This is a genomic window from Myroides marinus, from assembly GCF_900109075.1.
GTDB lineage: Bacteria > Bacteroidota > Bacteroidia > Flavobacteriales > Flavobacteriaceae > Flavobacterium > Flavobacterium marinum_A.
In genome coordinates, this window is sequence record NZ_FNYS01000025.1 from 1 (window position 1) to 16,862 (window position 16,862).

Here is a 16,862-nt window from a genome sequence, read left to right on the forward strand (position 1 = left end):
GTCAATGCATCTAAATTATAAATGTGATACTCTGAATATTTATTTACAAATTGTCTAACAACATGGGATCCAATAAACCCAGCCCCCCCTGTAATTACTATCTTTTTCATTGTTTTAATAACTTTTAAACCAATTAACAAAACTAGCAACTCCTTCTTTAATAGAAGTTGTACTCTTATATCCCAATTTATTTAAATTAGAAGTATCTGCCCAAGTTCTAGGTACATCCCCAGGTTGCATTGGCATCATATTTTTTTCTGCTACTTGCCCTAGTTCTGTTTCTAAGGTTTCGATAAACTCCATTAGAGAAACAGGTGAACCATTCCCAATATTAAAAAGTTGATAATACGGATGTTCAAAATCTTCTTTTGGGGCATTCAATAATGTAATAAGAATTCCATTCACTATATCATCTATATAAGTAAAATCACGGCTCATTTCTCCATTATTGAACACTTTAATTGCTCTACCTTCAGTAATAGCTGAAGCAAATAATATTGGTGCCATATCAGGACGTCCATAAGGTCCATAAACAGTAAAAAAGCGTAACCCAGAAGTTGGTAATTGATATAAATGACTATAAGTGTGAGCCATTAATTCATTCGCTTTTTTAGTAGCAGCATATAAACTAACTGGATAATCTACTCGGTCTTCCTCTCCAAAAGGAACTTTTGGATTCTCTCCATATACTGAAGAACTAGAAGCATATACTAAGTGTTTTACCTTATTATATCTACAGCACTCTAATAGGTTAACAAAACCCACCAAATTACTATCCACATAAGCCATTGGGTTCTCTAAACTATAACGAACTCCTGCTTGTGCAGCTAAATTAATAACTCCATCAAATTGATATTCTTCAAATAATAGTGGTAATGCATTACGATCTTCCAAATTCATTCTATAAAAGAACAAATTAGAATGCAAAACTGATTGTGTTTTATTTCCCCATACTTCGACATCATCCTTCTGAAAACCAAGCTCTTTTAAACGATAAAATTTAAGATTGACATCATAATAATCATTTACATTATCAATACAAACAACATGATATCCTTCTTGAATTAAACGTTTTACAGTAAAGTACCCTATAAAACCTGCTCCACCAGTTACTAATATACTCTTCATATCTCTTTAGTTTTGCCCTTTACCTATTGTATAAACTTCAAACCCTACCTCTTCTAACATCTGATGATCTAATATATTACGCCCATCAAATACGAAAGCTGGTTTCTGCATATTGTCATAGATTCGTTGCCAATCATACGTTTTGAATTCATCCCATTCTGTCAAGACTGCTATACCATGTGCTTCTTCTAACGCTTTATAAGCATCAGCATGAACAGTTAAATGCTTTGCATTAGATTCTGCATCACGAGTAGCTAGATAATCCAAATCTGACAACATTTGTATTTCTGTAACCTTAGGATCATACACATGAATCTGTGCTTCTTCTTCTATTAAATCATTTGCTACATAAATAGCCGCAGATTCACGAGTGTCATTCGTATCTTTCTTAAAAGCCCATCCTAAAAATGCAATCTTCTTACCATTTACAGTATTAAACAGAGTAGTTACAATATTATCCGCAAAACGACGCTTTTGATGGTCATTCATAATAATCACCTGCTCCCAATAATCTGCCACTTCATCTAATCCGTAAGACTTCGCTATATAAACTAAATTCAAGATATCTTTTTGGAAACAAGAACCTCCAAACCCCACTGAAGCTTTTAAAAATTTATTACCAATACGACTATCTGTTCCTATCGCTCTTGCTACTTCATTAACATCTGCTCCTGATACTTCACATAGCTCAGAAATAGCATTAATAGAAGAAACACGTTGTGCTAAGAAAGCATTTGCTGTTAATTTAGACAACTCTGATGACCAAACATTAGTACGCAAAATACGCTCTTGTGGCACCCAAGCTCCATAGATAGCTGCTAAAGCTTCTATAGCCTCTTTTCCTTTAGATGTTTCTGACCCCCCTATTAGCACTCGATCTGGATTCATTAAATCCTGAACTGCTGTCCCCTCTGCTAAAAACTCTGGGTTAGATAAGATTTGGAACTCTACTCCATTACCTGTCTGATCTAAAATACGCTTGATTGCTTGTGCTGTACGTACAGGTAATGTTGATTTCTCTACTACTATTTTATCTGTTTTAGCAACTCTTGCTATTTGACGAGCACATAATTCAATATACTTTAAATCAGCAGCCATACCCTTCCCTTTTCCATAAGTCTTAGTTGGAGTATTTACTGAGATAAAAATCATATCTGCTTCATCAATAGCCTTATCTACATTGGTATCAAAAAATAAGTTACGCCCTCTTGCCTCACCTACTATTACATCAAGTCCTGGTTCATAGATAGGTAATTTACTCAAATCCTCATCGTTCCAAGCTTGAATACGAGCTTCATTTAAATCGACTACTGTAATCTGAATATGCGGATTCTTTTGTGCAATAACTGCCATAGTAGGGCCTCCTACATAGCCAGCCCCTACACAACAAATTTTTTGAATACTTTTCATTTTATGCTTTTATATACTTAAAATATTATTACAATCTACTATCTATTATTTTTCTATCTAATGCTGCTTTTGCATCATAGATAACTGCTGGCGAAGATACCATATTCTCAATATTAAGTTTACGGAAATCCGTATGAGCAGTCGTTAATACCACTCCTTCATAACGAGTATTTAATAATTTATCTTCTTTTATTAATTCTATCCCATACTCCTCTCTCACTTCCTCTACATTCACCCAAGGATCATATACATCTACTTCTATCCCATAAGACACCAACTCTTCATAAATCTTAGCAACCTTCGTATTACGTGTATCAGGACAATTCTCTTTAAATGCAACCCCCAATAACAATACTCTAGAGCGACTTACGTCAATCCCCTTTTGTATCATTAACTTTACTACTTTGCTAGCAATAAATACAGGAATCTCATCGTTCACACGACGTCCTGATAAAATCACATCTGGGTAATACCCTACTTGAATCGCTTTATGGGCTAAGTAATACGGATCTACAGAGATACAGTGTCCTCCTACTAATCCTGGTTTGTATTTAAGAAAGTTGAACTTCGTACCTGCTGCTTCTAATACATCTTGTGTATCTATCCCTAATCGGTCAAAGATTAAGGCTAATTCATTCACAAAAGAGATATTGACATCGCGCTGTGCATTCTCTATCACTTTTGCTGCTTCAGCTACTTTTAAGGATGGTGCTTTATGTGTTCCCGCTTTGATAATGGTGCGGTACAAATCATCTATATAATCTGCTACTTCGGGTGTACTTCCTGAAGTAACTTTTACAATTGTCTCTAAGGTATTGACCTTATCCCCTGGATTGATACGCTCTGGTGAATATCCCGCGTAAAAATCTCTGTTGAATACTAGTTTAGAAGTTTCCTCTAATACTGGGATACACTCCTCTTCTGTACATCCTGGGTATACTGTCGATTCATAAATCACAACATCTCCCTGCTTCAGTACAGTACCTACTAATTTAGATGATGATTTTAATGGGGTAAGATCAGGAGCATTAAATTGGTTAATCGGGGTTGGTACCGTAATGATATATACATTCGCATCTGCGATATCACTGATACTCGTACTTGGTTTGTACCCCTTTACTCCTCCTGAGTTGTTATAAGTTAAGATAGAGACGTTTAACTGACTTTCGTCCACTTCTTTAGTAAGGTCAATCCCTCTTTGCAGCTCTGCTACTCTGCTTTCTTTTATATCGAATCCCACTACTGGGAAATGTTGTGCAAATGCAAGTGCTAACGGTAATCCGACATAGCCTTGCCCGATTACTGCTATCTTAAGTTCTTTTTCCATAGTTTTTTTCACATTATTGTTAGTTCCTAAAGATACCGTATCGTCAGTAAGTGTCATTATTTTTTAACAATAAGTTACAAATGTACACTTTTAAAATTTTGGGGTGCAATAAAATATTCACTTTTTGTGTAGAAGTGGGGTTTTTATGAGCGAGCACTACTTTATAAGAGGTTTTATTACACAAATCAAATAAACAAAGCCTTTAGGATAACTCCTTTAATACAAAATCCTATTTTAAAACAAACACTAATTAGAATTCTCATTAAATAGATTAATTCTCAAATCATACAATTAAAAAAGCTCTACCTAAATTCTAGATAGAGCTTTTTATACTTTTTCTTTGCTTATGAAATTATTTTCTAATTAATCAATTAGTAAAAAATCCACCTTATCTTTAATAGCAGGGTTTTCTTTACTTACAACAGTAATAGTAACCTTACCTCTTTTTCCTTCTGCTCCTACCACTCTTCCCTGTTCATCCACACTTGCTAAAGAAGAATCTGAAGAAGTAAAAGTAAATAATGAGATAGATAAAAATTCAGGTATTGTAGTTAACTGTAAAGTGTACCCCTTACCTTGCGGTAACTCAATTGGTTTGTCTAAAGGTTTTCTAATATTCAGATAAGTAGGAACATTTGATATAATCTCCTGATCAATATAAGCACTTACTCCATTAGGAGCTGTAACTGTAATTCTAGCTTTCCCTGCAGAGATTCCCTCTACCACTCCATTTTGATCTATTTTAGCTATCTTCTCATTAGAGCTCTTCCATACTAAATTATCAAGAGGCACCCAACTTTCTCCTGTTGTTAATGAATACTTGTAGTGTTGTCCAATAGGAAGCTTCATCTCAGGAAAACCTTGAACAAAGTTTATTTCTTTAAGTCCAAAACTCTTAATCTGCATTATTAATTCAGATTTAAGCTCTTCATTATTTTTTACCTGCGCTATAATTTCTACCTCACCTGAACGCAGAGCTGTAACTATTCCATCTTTTACTGTAGCTATGTTTGTATCTTTACTTGTCCAAGTTACATCTTTTAAATCAACGTTTTCAAGTTTTAAAAGTGGTTTTATATCTCGTGTCTTTGTTTGGTCTAAATCAAGTCCGTCATGTGAATTTAAAAAATAAAGACTTGTTATACCTACTCTAACAGTTAAAGCAGCTACTTTATCTAAATTTTTAATTTTTGCAATTATTATAGATTCTGATGCCTTAACACCTGTTACAATACCATCTTTAACTGGTGCGATATTGGGATTTGTACTACTCCATTCAATATCTTTAGGACTTACGTTTACAAGTACTAGTTCATCAACAAGATTCACATCTTGACCTAAAGAAACAAATTTCTGTTTGTTTTTAAAAGAAATACTTACCTCTTTCGTGTTCTTATTACTGTTATCATCTGAAGAACAGTTAAACAGTAAAAAAGAACAGATCATTAATAAAGCTATTTTAACTTTCATGTTGTAATTTATAAATTTTACAACAAAATTATATAAAAACATCACTTTAACATAATATATTATAATAAATAAAAACAGCCTCTTAAGGACAAACAAAGCCTCTAATAACCAATAAGATAAAACAAAAAAAATAGCTATTAGTTTTAAAAGTCTAACTTTTTAAAACTACAATACTATGCAAAACGAAGATGATTTAAGAGCTTTATCCAAGATTTTATCTTTTTTAAGAGCCGTTAGTATTCTTATATTACTAATGCACATATATTGGTTTTGTTACTCTTTATTTATACACTTAGAATTAACCCATCCGGTGGTTAATAAAATCCTTTTAGGTTTTAACGCTAAGGCAAATTTATTTGCTAGTCCTATCTACACCAAGCTTTTTTCTATCTTGCTTTTAGGTTTAAGTCTTTGGGGAAACAAAGGCGTTAAAAGTCAAAAAATTACATTAAAGAAAATAGCTGTGTTATTTTTTCTAGGAATAGGTCTTTTCTTTTTAAACTTCATTTTTTTAAAGTCAAACTTAATTATAATAAACATACTATATATCACAAGCTTAGCTATAGGATATATCCTACTTCTTGTATCGGGAGCGTATTTAAGTAGGCTTATAAATCAAGAGCTTTTAGAAGATGTTTTTAATTTAGAGAATGAAAGTTTTTATCAAGAAACGCGTCTTTTGCAAAATCAGTATTCGGTTAATTTGCCAAGTAAGTTTTACTACCGAAAAAAGTGGCATAATGGCTGGATAAATGTAGTTAATCCCTTTAGAGCTACAATTGTTTTAGGCACACCTGGCTCTGGTAAGAGTTACGCGGTTATAAATAACTTTATCAAGCAGCAAATAGAAAAAGGCTTTGCCCTTTATTTATATGATTTTAAGTATGATGATCTCTCAACTATTGCCTATAACCACTTGCTTTTACACAAAGACAAGTATGAGGTTACTCCTAAGTTTTATGTAATAAACTTTGATGATCCTAAAAAGAGTCACCGCTGTAATCCTATAAACCCAAAGTTTATAACAGATATATCAGACGCCTATGAGTCTGCCTATACTATTATGCTTAATCTTAACCGCTCTTGGATACAAAAACAAGGAGATTTCTTTGTTGAATCACCTATTATTCTCTTAGCGGCTATTATTTGGTTTTTAAAGATTTACAAAGATGGTAAATACTGTACCTTTCCTCATGCTATTGAGCTTTTAAACAAAAGATATAAAGATGTATTTACAATTTTAACCTCTTATGATTCTTTAGAGAACTACCTCTCTCCTTTTATGGATGCTTGGGAAGGAGGAGCTCAAGACCAGCTTCAAGGACAGATAGCATCGGCTAAAATCCCATTATCTCGTATGATATCACCTTCACTCTACTGGGTTATGAGTGGTGATGATTTCTCTCTTGATATTAATAACCCAAAGGAGCCAAAGATTCTTTGTGTGGGTAATAATCCAGATCGTCAAAGTATTTACTCAGCCGCTCTTGGTCTTTACAATTCTCGTATAGTAAAGCTGATAAACAAAAAAGATCAGCTAAAAAGTAGTGTTATAATAGATGAGTTACCCACTATTTATTTCAGAGGTCTTGATAATTTAATTGCAACGGCAAGAAGTAATAAAGTAGCCGTTTGTTTAGGCTTTCAGGACTTCTCTCAACTAGTTAGAGACTATGGAGATAAAGAGAGTAAGGTTATTCAAAACACAGTGGGTAACATCTTCTCAGGTCAAGTAGTGGGAGATACCGCTAAGAGTCTTTCTGAGCGTTTTGGAAAAATCCTTCAAAAACGTCAAAGTATATCTATAAACCGCCAAGATAGATCAACCTCTATATCCACTCAGCTTGATATGCTTATTCCTGCCTCTAAGATATCATCTTTAAGCCAAGGGATGTTTGTGGGGGCGGTATCTGATGATTTTACTCAAAAAATTGAGCAAAAATTCTTTCACGCCCAAATACTTGTAGATTCTGAAAAAGTAAAACTACAAGAGTTAAACTACAAGAAAATTCCAATCCTTACCTCTTTTACCGATTACAAAGGAAATGATCACTTAGACCGAGCTATAACAGATAACTACAACCAAATAAAAAAAGATATTGACCTACTTATTAAAAATGAGATCAAGCGCATTGAGAATGATTCAGACCTAGTGCATTTATTAAATAAAGACTAACCTGTTTTGTTATTAAATCTTATAAAAATGTATTTTAGCACAAAAAAGATCTTATGCATGATTTTCCAATTATTGATATTGATCACTTCTCAGGGCAAGAAGCATTAAACAAAGTTGATTTTTTATATTCTGAACTTCAAGGTCCTCATTATATAGACAAGCCTCATCAACATTTCTTTTTCCTACTGATCTTATTTGATAAAGCAAATGGAGAGCATACAATAGACTTTAATACTTACAAAATAAGTGATAAGCAAATACATATTTTATTTCCCAATCAGGTTCATAGTTGGACAATTAAAGATTCCACACAGGCATATCAACTCATGATTGACAAGGTATATTTTGAGAAACTTTCTTTACATTTCAGACATGCTTTTGCTTATTATTATCAAAACCCTATAATTAATCTATCGAATTTAGTTTTCAATCAATTAGTCTATGAATTTAAATCTATTAAGCAAGAACTATTAGACAATAACACTTTAATTGATCTTATTGAGTCACGAATTGCTGTTATTGCTTCTTTACTTAGTAAAGAGATCGATAAAACAACAAGTAATAAAACGCAAAGCTCATATAGTGTAAGGTTATTTGAATTTCAAGAGTTAATAGAGCAATTCTACTGTGAAGAAAAAAGCATAGAGTTTTATGCACAAAGACTAAATATTTCAAGTAGTCAATTATCAAAGTTAACCAGGAAACATCTTTCAATTTCTCCTATGCAACTTATTTATCAGCGTAGAGTTCTTCAAGCCAAAAGACTTCTTAAATCTACTGATTTATCAATCAAAGAAATAGCCTTTCAACTTGGATTTATAGACGCACCTTATTTTACTAATTTTTTTAAAAAACATACCAATCTAAGTCCCTCAGAATTTAGATCTGAGTGATCGATTTTTCAAGTCAATGCGCTAAAGCTACAAGTCTCAAGATTAAGTGATACTCTAAATTTGCATAGTCATTTTTAAAACAAACGATTATGAAATCTAATTTAGAGGTAAATTATAAAGAGCAAACTCAAATAGAGAATAACGCATCACAACCCAAACTAACGCCTTCTCTACTTTGGCTTATGACTATCTCAACAGGTATTGTTGTAGGAAATAACTATTACAATCAACCACTATTAGGACTAATGGCAAAAGACTTTTTTGTCTCAGAGGCAAAAATCAGCATCATTGCTATGTTTACGCAAATAGGCTTTGCTCTTGGTCTACTTTTTATTGTACCCTTGGCAGATATGTTACATAGAAAACGACTTATTCTTGGTATTTTCTTAACCATTATTCTCTCTCTTTTTGCAATGGTCTTAGCTACTTCCCTACCCCAATTGTATCTAGCTAGTTTTATGGTAGGATTTAGTTCTATAATCCCGCAAATGTTTGTTCCTCTTACCGCGGAACTTGCAACAGATCAAAAGCGAAGTTCTGCCATTGGAACTGTCATGAGTGGTTTACTTTTAGGAATACTACTCTCACGCGTTATGGCTGGTTTTATCGGGGAGATCTGGGGTTGGAAAACAGTTTACTACATAGCGATATTAAGCATGTTTGTTTTAATGTTTTTACTTTGGGTAAGACTACCTAATATAAAACCTAATTTTAAAGGTAGTTATTTACAATTAATGAAATCATTATTACACCTTACCTATACTCAACCTGTGCTAAGACTAGCTGCTTTACGTGGGGCATTAGGTTTTGCAGGATTTAATGCCTTATGGATAACTCTTGTTTTTCATTTACAAAACCCACCTTTTAACGCAGGAGCCTCAATTGCTGGTGGTTTTGGAGTTATAGGTGCAGTTGGTGCTCTAGCTGCTTCTTCAGTAAGTAGATTACAAAAAAGATTTTCATTAAATTGTATTATTCAATACTCTATTTATCTACTTATAATAAGCTGGATTATATTTTTTTTTACAGGATATACTTATATTGGGTTAATTATTGGAGTCATTTTAATTGATTTAGGTCTACAAGCTATGCACATAAGTAATCAATCTACATTTTTTGCCCTAAATATTAAGGCAACAAATAGATTAAACACTGTCTATATGTTCAGTTATTTCATAGGAGGATCCTTAGGAACATACCTAGCCTCAATAGCTTGGAGATATTATCAATGGGAAGGAGTAGTTTTTACTGGACTTTTTTGTTCTGTTCTACTTTTAATACTACACAGTCTATACACTAAAAAATAAAAAAAATATTATGACATTTAAAAACAGAATTTTTGTTCAAAATGAATTTGCTCCATTAAAAAGAGTAGTTCTAGCTGCATCTGAATTTGGTTATCCAATGCAAACAAGACAAGAGGATTTGCGTTTTTTAGATCAAAATGCATGTGAAAATTCAGAAATAAACAAAGGTAAAGACTTTAAACAAGCTCATCCTGATCTTCAACTAAAATGGGAAATGGAAAGAGAAAATTTCAAAAAACTACTTCAAAAACATGGTGTAGAAGTCTTACAACCACGCAATCTAACAAAGGCAGAAAAACAATTTAATCCAAAGGATGGATATGCTAATTTTTTCACCAGAGATCCATTCTTTGTAATTGGTGATTATCTTATTGAGGGTTCTATGCGTTTTTTACACAGAAGACATGAAATATCTCCTTTAAGAGATCTTTTATGGCCTTGTGTAGAAACTGCTACCTGTAAATATATATCTGCTCCTTCTGCCCAAATCTCAGATCCAAGTGATCCTACTTTAGGAAAGGGACCTTTTATTGAAGGAGGAGATATACTAGTATTGGATAATCATATCTTAGTGGGAAATTCAGGATTAGCTTCTAATGATTTTGGATTTAAATGGTTGTCTAAACTCCTTACTCCCTTGGGATACACTGTAGAACAAGTACGTTTACATCCTGATATACTTCATCTAGATTGTGCTTTAAGTCTTGTCAAACAAAACCTAATGGTAATATGTAAAGAAGCTTTCTTAGATGGAATTCCTGAAATATTAAAAAATTGGAATGCTATTTACACAACATTAGACCAGGCTAAAAACTTAGCGACAAATGGATTACCTATATCTACTTCTTTATATGTAACTGATATTGCTTTTAAAGAAATTGGAGAGCAAATTAAAACCTATGGAGTTCAAGTTGAATACCTTGACTTTAGTATTACCAGAAGTTTCGGTGGCTCGTTTCGTTGTAGTACTCAACCTTTATTACGTGAGTAGCATAATAAATCCTTATTTAAAAAAAGCAAATAACTTAGTTTCTTTTGATTACCTAAGTTATTTGCTCTGTATAAAATTATTATACTGGATTAAAAATAAAGCCTCCCTTAATATCTAAATACAAATTTGCTTTAAACTTTACTTTGTTTCTTGTTGTAAAAACAAACACTTTATTTATTCTTCTCAGATTAAGTAATTCTTCAAGTTCGGTTTCTGATAAATATACCCCTGACACTAATCTGGGTATAGTCCAATTACATTTTTTGTTTAAACAAATCAGCTTGTTATAACCAAGCTCAAACTTACTTTCCAAACATATGGGACAAACTCCTTTTAAAGACTTAACTGAATTAGTTAAATCATTAATAGCGCGCTCTAATTGTTCTAACTTCTCTTTAGCGGTATTATAAAACTCCTGCTTTTTTATCTCTGCTTTACTTTGCTTGTAAAACAAGAGCTCAAATTCAAACAAACAGCTAAAAGTATTAAGTCCTACATTTTTTGTCTTCTTGTAATAATCCAAAGCTTTCTCATGACAAACAAATCCATTTTCACTAGTATACAGATATCCATTTTCAATGAGCTTTTCAAGGGTTAAACTAAGAGTTAAAAACACATCGCTAAAAAAGCAAATATGACTTTGAGCTACTGCTTTGTTTTGTAAAAAACCTAAAAACTCATCTCTAATATATTCAAGGGTACTAGTAAAAGTAAAACTCTGTACTTCAGAGTTAGTTTTTTCAACTATTAAAGTAGAGTCTACTTTAAAGGATTCCTCACCCTCAAACACGTTAAAACAACCTACTACATTTGGATAATCCATATCTAAAACATCACCTGTATAAACCTCTATGGGAAGATGTGATAAAGAGTTTTTAATCAAGAATTTTAACTTAGCTTTTCTTATTTCTTTTTTAGGAGTAAAACTATCGATGCTTCTTTTGGCTATAAGCTCATAGATTGCTTTTTCACATACATTAAGATCTGTTGGTATTTTAAGGGTAGTTAGTATACCATGGTTTTCTAGGTTCTGTTTTTTTAAAACACTTTTATAATTAAGTCTTGCTAGTTTTAAATGTAAAAGATCTTCTTTAAATAATGGATAATCTCTTAGAGCATTTAAAAGTTTAGGCACTCTGTCTTTATACTTGTAAGATAAATACTGACTTAAAGTAAAGGGATAGGTGATAAATCTTTGCCTGTAAAGACTTAGTAAAACTTCTAGAGTTTTAGAGACTTGATAGCCGTATAGTTTATATGCTTTAATACTAAGGCTAAAAAAATCATATAAAAGTATAGGCTCTTGCTCTACTGCTTCTACTTTTATTTCTTGTAGAGTGACCTCTTTTTCTTTTTCTATGGCCTTAGCAACTCTTTGAGCATACTGCTTTGTTTTATAATCTTTGGAAAGATAACCAAAGACTGTTGTTTTCCCTGCGTTTATATTAACTCTTACTTTATAAGTTTTGTCTAATCTGCTTGCTTTACTATTTAAATATCTTAAACAGATTAATGATAAAAGCGGAGTTTTGTAAAGGCATAACTGGGTATTAATATTATCAGTAACTTTTTGATAAACCTTAGTAAACTGCTTTTTAATTATACTAGAAATAAGATTTCTATTGTGATACGCCTGAACAATAAAGTCATTTGTTAGTTTATCTGTATCACCACTCAAGAAAGTACGTTTTAAAAAGCCTTTATCTAGTGAAGTAAGTAACACTGTAGAGTTTGGTATAGTTATGTTTAGATACTGTTTTAAATACTCAAAACGAGTTTGTAATATACCACTAGGCTCGCTAGCAAAAACAATACTCTTACTTAGTAAAACTAGCTCTTTAATTAAGGCGAGTTTTTTTAACGTCACTGGGCAAAAAGCTGATTTATTCACTAATCTCAAAGGCCTTAGTTTATACTGAAAACTATTTTCTTTACTCACTTTTTTAAAATCTAAAGGCTTTATATCAATCTTACAATCATCTATCCATACAACAAAATGAGTCTGTGAGCTATAATAACCAAAATGCTTATTATTTGCATTAAAAAACGTGGCTAGAATTCTAGCCACGCTTGCTGTTTCTGTTATAATAAGTTGCATACTAAAATTTATGTTGGTCTTAAACCTGCTTTTTTATTTTGAGCCTGTTCTTTATTTTGTGTTTGACTCATATGAGCCTTTGGGTTACTTGGATCTGTAAAGGAAAAATTAGTTCTTTGGTTTACCGCATCATAATTAATATAACCTTTATAAGGTTTTCCCCTTTTATCAATAAGTCCATCGATTGCTACAGTTTTACCCTCTAAGAGCTCTTTATACTGATTATCATCAAGAGTCTTTCCTCTAAAAGTTTTTAAATCTTCGTTTTTTGAGAGTTTTTTATTTTTATTTACATTATCAAACAAAAACTCAATATGACCTTTAGCAGCATTGTACTGAATCTCGGCATCAAAAGGATTTCCTTTAGCAGAGCTCATTGCTTGAACTAAAACAGGTTTTCCTTGTTTTAACCCTTCTAGCTGATCATTAGAAAGGTCGACTCCCTTTATATGCTGGGGAATCTGCATTTTCTCAACACTGGTAACCACTATATTATTAGTTAGTTTATCCACACTTACAACCGATGGTATATAAGAGTTAGTCTCCGGATCTAACATATCCACTACCCTACCCATATTACCTGTCTTTAAAAGATTGTGTTTATCCTCTCTAGAGAATTCATGTCCTTGAAAAGGAACATTTAGATTTGGATACTTTTTAACCCCTTCTAGAGTCATTACTACCTCCCCATTAGGGGCTTTTTTAAGCCCTAGGCGCGCATCTAAAGAAAACTCAGCCGAGCCAAGATCTAAATTAACCTGAACAAGGTCTTTGGTTTTATATCCCTTTAACAAAGGCTCTAAAAGATCCATCTCCTCTAGTTTTTCTCTTGAGAGTCCTAACTGATTAAGTGAGGTCCAGTTTATATCATTGATATTAAACTTATAAGGATTATACTCCTTACTTGGTGCAATTGACTCACTATTTTTATTATCAACACTTTGAATCATTTTCTCTGGGTCTACCCGATGAGTGAGGTAAAGCTGGTGGTCTAAAGTGTTTTTTTGATCAAGTTCGCTTTGCATCTGCTTAGAAAGACCAATAGCTAAATCCTCAGGAACTTTAAAAAAACTAAACCTTGTGGGCTCGTTTAACTGGGAAAAGAAATTGGTAAAAAAATTAGAAAAGAAATCTCCGCTTTTATCTAGTCTTAAAAAACTATTTAGGTTATTTTTTCTTACTGGTGCACTTTTTAAGTCACCATTTTCACTTAAACCTTGAACGGCTTTAATTTTGTTGTCTTTTGAATCGCTAACAAGTAAAATATCATGTTTAGACTCATTGTTTTTTCTAGCTTCCATAATTAAAAGGTTAATTGGTTAATACTTAAAGGTATTTTCTATACTCACTTGTATTTACTTTTGGCATTAAAAGGTATCTATTTGTCCTTAAGAGTCATTCTCTTACTGGCAAGGAGAAACAATCTCTTAAGAGCTGCTGTACATCAGAGAGTTTATAATAGATCTTACCTTTTAACTTGTAATAAGGAAGCTTCTTCTCAGATCTATATCTTTGAAGAGAGCGATAACTTACCTTTAAAATCTGTAAGACATCTTGATTATCTAAAAGTTCCTCTCCGTCAATATTTAGAGTTTGGAGTTGAATCTTAGTTATATTCTCACTAAGACTATCTAGTCTTGTTGAGAGTCTTTCCATCCAGGAGATAAATTCTAAACGAGTAACATTCATAGTTTTAAATTTTTAATGGTTAATGTTCCTGTTAGCTAACCATACAAAATTCTAAAGCTTAAAAAGGCTATAAATCCCATTGGCATTAAAAAAACCAAAAAGCTTGCAAAAAAGATCAAATAAATAAAGACAACAACACCTTAATCCTAGATATAATCTAGCCTTAGAGGGTACACAAACAAAAAAAGCCTTATAAAATACAAGACTTTTTCCATACGATTTTTTTCTGACTTACAAAGCCAATTGGCATCGTTTTTTAACATATTAACCTAAAAAATAAATAATTCACCCTAACCTCTTGGCTATTTCTTTAAAAGAATCATCTTGTTTTTCATCTAGTAAATCAACTAGGCTATCTGAAGACTTCTTAGCTTTATTTAGCTTTTTATAATTTATTTTAGTCAAGCTCTTCCCTATAATATCAGTATCTAAGAGAGTACTCACCTTTTTTGAGCTACTCTTTATCAAAGAATCAAAACTACATTTTACTGAAAAATAAATAAAAAGATACAGCCCTAAAAACATACTTATCATACCTTGAAAAATTTTAAAATTAAACATGTATTTTTTAACATTTACCTCAACTCTATACCCATATAATCAATTTTTATTTTCTTAAAAAATCTGCCTTTTCTTCTTGCGCTTTTTCTTTTTTAAATTCTCAAATTGCTTTTGGTCTAAATCTTCAGTTGGAGTATTAAATAGAAAATTAAAAAAACAGACAAACTCTGCTTTATTATAAGAGTTGTAATAATTATCCACAAAATCAAAACTAGGATGAACTCTTAAGCTATCAAACTCTTTATTAAGCTTATCATACCTTTGCTGTACTAGTTCTTGTAAAGGGTCTTTTTTCTTTTTAGTGTTTTCTAACATAGTATTAAAAAAAGGATCATTCTCTAGCCTTAGAGACAACTGAGTATTTATATCTGAAAAACAGAAAACTCGCCTGTGCTTGTGACTAACAAAATAGAATCTATTTTTATCATCACTATTAGTCACTAGATTAATCCCTTGATTTTTTAATAGCTTTTTAAAATGCTTAAAGTTTTTACTTTGTGATAAATAAGACTTTACTTGATCACTTACCTTATTATCTACACCTAAGTCAACACTAAGTATAGATTCTTTAAAATGCTTATTTAAAAAGCCCGTATCTACTTTTAAGGATAGTTTGCTAGAACTGACTATATTACTAGCTGTTTTATTGTTATGATCTAAAGCGCAATACATAACAGGCTCAGACTTATTAACAGATAACATCTTTCCATCTAAAGCTTTTACTTTAAATAGTTGTAAAATAGCATTATAACCATCAAAATCTACAAACTTATAATACTTAGGTAAACTACTTACAACGCTATCTATTTGCTGGGTTAGATTTGATTCTCTATAATCCACAACCTTAAGATCTAGGTTATTCTCTACTTTATATTTTTTAGTATAATCTGTTAGATTAAATTCTTTGACAAGCTCTTTACAGACATTTTTAGCAATTACAAAATCAAAGTAAGGGTTTATTTGATATCCATGATTATTTATAGACACGGAAACAATATGAAGATGTATTCTTTTAAGATCAAAGTGCTTATAGATGATATAAGGTTGGTGTTTATAACCTACTTTTTTCATATAAGCTCTAGCAATCTTTAAAAGGGTAAGATCATCTAGTTTATCCACAGGATTAGGATTAATTGATATGTGCCTAACAGGGGTAGCAGTTCTGAAATTATTAAGTAAATAAGGCTCAAAGTAACTGTAAAAATACTTACTTGCATTTTCTAGGTTATATAATGGAAGTGCTATTTTATTTACCCCTAGTATACAAGCAGACTTATTATCTACCTTAGTTTGATTATATACTAAAGGTTTTAAAATATCAATTCCCTTTCCAATTCTAACTATCATAATTCCTAGCTGTTTGCAAGATCTTACTCTCAAAGGCTATTGTGAGTTTTATAATCTCTTGACACACTTTTGATAGCTCTATAGTAGTCTTAGAGATATCTTTTAATATCTCTTGAGAATCTACAGGTAAGTCTGTTCTATTTACTAGAACATTATAACTTACGCCTAAGGCTTTAAAATAGTTTATAAGGTTGCTAAGACTAGCATGGTACTCAAAAGAAACTTGGTCTATTACAACTACCTTAGTAGATTCACTAAAAATACGAGAAACAATAAATCTAGTCTTATTATTAATATTGTATTTCAATAGTAATCTATCAAACTCTTGTTGTTGCTGATCAGTTAAAGCAAAGCTATGTCTATGCCAAACGGTCTCTTTTTTGTTTTTTCCTGTTTTATTAGTACTGTTTTCCATAACTATAAATATTAGATATGGACAAACTAGTAATAAAAGTAACTGTTAAG

The 16,862-nt window shown here is 31.9% G+C and carries 15 protein-coding genes; 4 read left to right on the forward strand and 11 right to left on the reverse strand.

What is annotated here, in order from left to right:
• The 5 genes from BMX53_RS19035 to BMX53_RS16625 all read right to left on the reverse strand — a co-directional run.
• A partial coding sequence (locus BMX53_RS19035) for an NAD-dependent epimerase/dehydratase family protein (protein WP_143061442.1) occupies positions 1-110 on the reverse strand: 110 nt, incomplete at its 3' end.
• A 4-nt stretch (positions 111-114) separates the two neighbouring features.
• Positions 115-1,128, reverse strand: a complete 1,014-nt coding sequence (locus BMX53_RS16610) for a GDP-mannose 4,6-dehydratase (RefSeq protein WP_074747754.1) — start codon at positions 1,126-1,128, stop codon at positions 115-117.
• A 6-nt stretch (positions 1,129-1,134) separates the two neighbouring features.
• Positions 1,135-2,538, reverse strand: coding sequence for a UDP-glucose 6-dehydrogenase (locus BMX53_RS16615; RefSeq protein ID WP_074747757.1), 1,404 nt, complete (start codon positions 2,536-2,538; stop codon positions 1,135-1,137).
• Positions 2,539-2,566: 28 nt separating this feature from the next.
• Positions 2,567-3,865: a nucleotide sugar dehydrogenase gene (locus BMX53_RS16620; protein WP_074747854.1), complete on the reverse strand. Its 1,299-nt coding sequence runs from the start codon at positions 3,863-3,865 to the stop codon at positions 2,567-2,569.
• Between the two features lie 363 nt (positions 3,866-4,228).
• Positions 4,229-5,335 carry an Ig-like domain-containing protein gene (locus tag BMX53_RS16625; protein WP_074747760.1) on the reverse strand — a complete coding sequence of 369 codons (1,107 nt, stop codon included), beginning with the start codon at positions 5,333-5,335 and terminating at the stop codon, positions 4,229-4,231.
• Between the two features lie 175 nt (positions 5,336-5,510).
• On the opposite strand from BMX53_RS16625, the gene mobC reads away from it, so the two are divergent.
• The 4 genes from mobC to BMX53_RS16645 all read left to right on the forward strand — a co-directional run bounded on the left by mobC (position 5,511) and on the right by BMX53_RS16645 (position 10,702).
• On the forward strand, positions 5,511-7,511 hold the full coding sequence (gene mobC, locus BMX53_RS16630) for a conjugal transfer protein MobC (RefSeq protein ID WP_074747763.1): 2,001 nt from the start codon (positions 5,511-5,513) through the stop codon (positions 7,509-7,511).
• Between the two features lie 53 nt (positions 7,512-7,564).
• Positions 7,565-8,404, forward strand: a complete 840-nt coding sequence (locus BMX53_RS16635) for a helix-turn-helix transcriptional regulator (RefSeq protein WP_074747766.1) — start codon at positions 7,565-7,567, stop codon at positions 8,402-8,404.
• 89 nt (positions 8,405-8,493) lie between these two features.
• On the forward strand, positions 8,494-9,711 hold the full coding sequence (locus tag BMX53_RS16640) for an MFS transporter (RefSeq protein WP_074747769.1): 1,218 nt from the start codon (positions 8,494-8,496) through the stop codon (positions 9,709-9,711).
• Positions 9,712-9,721: 10 nt separating this feature from the next.
• The gene (locus tag BMX53_RS16645; RefSeq protein WP_074747772.1) at positions 9,722-10,702 is read left to right on the forward strand and encodes a dimethylarginine dimethylaminohydrolase family protein; all 981 of its coding nucleotides are present in this window, start codon (positions 9,722-9,724) and stop codon (positions 10,700-10,702) included.
• Between the two features lie 79 nt (positions 10,703-10,781).
• On the opposite strand, the gene BMX53_RS16650 is transcribed toward BMX53_RS16645, so the two are convergent.
• The 6 genes from BMX53_RS16650 to BMX53_RS16675 all read right to left on the reverse strand — a co-directional run bounded on the left by BMX53_RS16650 (position 10,782) and on the right by BMX53_RS16675 (position 16,812).
• The gene (locus tag BMX53_RS16650) at positions 10,782-12,800 is read right to left on the reverse strand and encodes a DNA topoisomerase (RefSeq protein WP_074747775.1); all 2,019 of its coding nucleotides are present in this window, start codon (positions 12,798-12,800) and stop codon (positions 10,782-10,784) included.
• A gap of 8 nt (positions 12,801-12,808) precedes the next feature.
• Positions 12,809-14,101, reverse strand: a complete 1,293-nt coding sequence (locus BMX53_RS16655) for a DUF3945 domain-containing protein (RefSeq protein WP_074747778.1) — start codon at positions 14,099-14,101, stop codon at positions 12,809-12,811.
• A gap of 94 nt (positions 14,102-14,195) precedes the next feature.
• Positions 14,196-14,489, reverse strand: a complete 294-nt coding sequence (locus tag BMX53_RS16660) for a helix-turn-helix domain-containing protein (protein ID WP_038987622.1) — start codon at positions 14,487-14,489, stop codon at positions 14,196-14,198.
• 285 nt (positions 14,490-14,774) lie between these two features.
• Positions 14,775-14,933: a hypothetical protein gene (locus BMX53_RS19335; RefSeq protein WP_244154531.1), complete on the reverse strand. Its 159-nt coding sequence runs from the start codon at positions 14,931-14,933 to the stop codon at positions 14,775-14,777.
• Between the two features lie 171 nt (positions 14,934-15,104).
• Positions 15,105-16,397 (reverse strand): relaxase/mobilization nuclease domain-containing protein, encoded by a 1,293-nt coding sequence (locus BMX53_RS16670; protein ID WP_074747781.1) that lies wholly within the window; start codon positions 16,395-16,397, stop codon positions 15,105-15,107.
• Positions 16,387-16,812: a plasmid mobilization protein gene (locus BMX53_RS16675; protein WP_074747784.1), complete on the reverse strand. Its 426-nt coding sequence runs from the start codon at positions 16,810-16,812 to the stop codon at positions 16,387-16,389. Before BMX53_RS16675 ends, BMX53_RS16670 begins: the two co-directional genes overlap by 11 nt.
• Positions 16,813-16,862: the final 50 nt, after the last annotated feature.

What these genes read in the sequence shown, in the direction of transcription:
- BMX53_RS16610 (WP_074747754.1), bottom strand. Translation starts at nt 1,128, where the DNA reads ATGAAGAGTATATTAGTAACTGGTGGAGCAGGTTTTATAGGGTACTTT.
- BMX53_RS16615 (WP_074747757.1), bottom strand. Translation starts at nt 2,538, where the DNA reads ATGAAAAGTATTCAAAAAATTTGTTGTGTAGGGGCTGGCTATGTAGGA.
- BMX53_RS16620 (WP_074747854.1), bottom strand. Translation starts at nt 3,865, where the DNA reads ATGGAAAAAGAACTTAAGATAGCAGTAATCGGGCAAGGCTATGTCGGA.
- BMX53_RS16625 (WP_074747760.1), bottom strand. Translation starts at nt 5,335, where the DNA reads ATGAAAGTTAAAATAGCTTTATTAATGATCTGTTCTTTTTTACTGTTT.
- mobC (WP_074747763.1), top strand. Translation starts at nt 5,511, where the DNA reads ATGCAAAACGAAGATGATTTAAGAGCTTTATCCAAGATTTTATCTTTT.
- BMX53_RS16635 (WP_074747766.1), top strand. Translation starts at nt 7,565, where the DNA reads ATGCATGATTTTCCAATTATTGATATTGATCACTTCTCAGGGCAAGAA.
- BMX53_RS16640 (WP_074747769.1), top strand. Translation starts at nt 8,494, where the DNA reads ATGAAATCTAATTTAGAGGTAAATTATAAAGAGCAAACTCAAATAGAG.
- BMX53_RS16645 (WP_074747772.1), top strand. Translation starts at nt 9,722, where the DNA reads ATGACATTTAAAAACAGAATTTTTGTTCAAAATGAATTTGCTCCATTA.
- BMX53_RS16650 (WP_074747775.1), bottom strand. Translation starts at nt 12,800, where the DNA reads ATGCAACTTATTATAACAGAAACAGCAAGCGTGGCTAGAATTCTAGCC.
- BMX53_RS16655 (WP_074747778.1), bottom strand. Translation starts at nt 14,101, where the DNA reads ATGGAAGCTAGAAAAAACAATGAGTCTAAACATGATATTTTACTTGTT.
- BMX53_RS16660 (WP_038987622.1), bottom strand. Translation starts at nt 14,489, where the DNA reads ATGAATGTTACTCGTTTAGAATTTATCTCCTGGATGGAAAGACTCTCA.
- BMX53_RS16670 (WP_074747781.1), bottom strand. Translation starts at nt 16,397, where the DNA reads ATGATAGTTAGAATTGGAAAGGGAATTGATATTTTAAAACCTTTAGTA.
- BMX53_RS16675 (WP_074747784.1), bottom strand. Translation starts at nt 16,812, where the DNA reads ATGGAAAACAGTACTAATAAAACAGGAAAAAACAAAAAAGAGACCGTT.